Source organism: Photorhabdus sp. RM71S (assembly GCF_042879355.1).
GTDB classification, from domain to species: Bacteria; Pseudomonadota; Gammaproteobacteria; order Enterobacterales; family Enterobacteriaceae; genus Photorhabdus; species Photorhabdus kayaii.
This window is the reverse complement of sequence record NZ_JBHFKV010000282.1, coordinates 1-246: the sequence shown is the minus strand read 5'-3', so window position 1 is coordinate 246 and position 246 is coordinate 1. Positions and strand designations below refer to the sequence as shown.

The window sequence follows — 246 nt, the reverse complement described above, 5'->3', positions numbered from 1 at the left end:
TGTAATGAATGTGGAGCGAAGGGGTCACGTCAGGCAGCCTTACCCGGTATCCAACTGTCAGGCAGGAGGAGATACAGAGGTTAAGGCAAAACCGTTTGTCATTGAGAAAAGAGAAGTGTACCGTGCCTGGTTATTGGTTAAAGCCAATCAAGGTGCGGCAGGCGTGGAGGGTCAAACTCTCGCGGATTTTGAATCCAATCTGAAAGACAATCTGTACAAACTCTGGAACCGCTTATCATCGGGCAG

At 49.2% G+C, this 246-nt stretch carries 1 pseudogene; it reads left to right on the top strand.

Features of this window, described 5'->3' with window-relative positions:
* Positions 1 to 4: 4 nt before the first annotated feature.
* A pseudogene (locus tag ACGF5R_RS24900) lies at positions 5 to 246 on the top strand (group II intron reverse transcriptase/maturase); the annotation flags it as partial.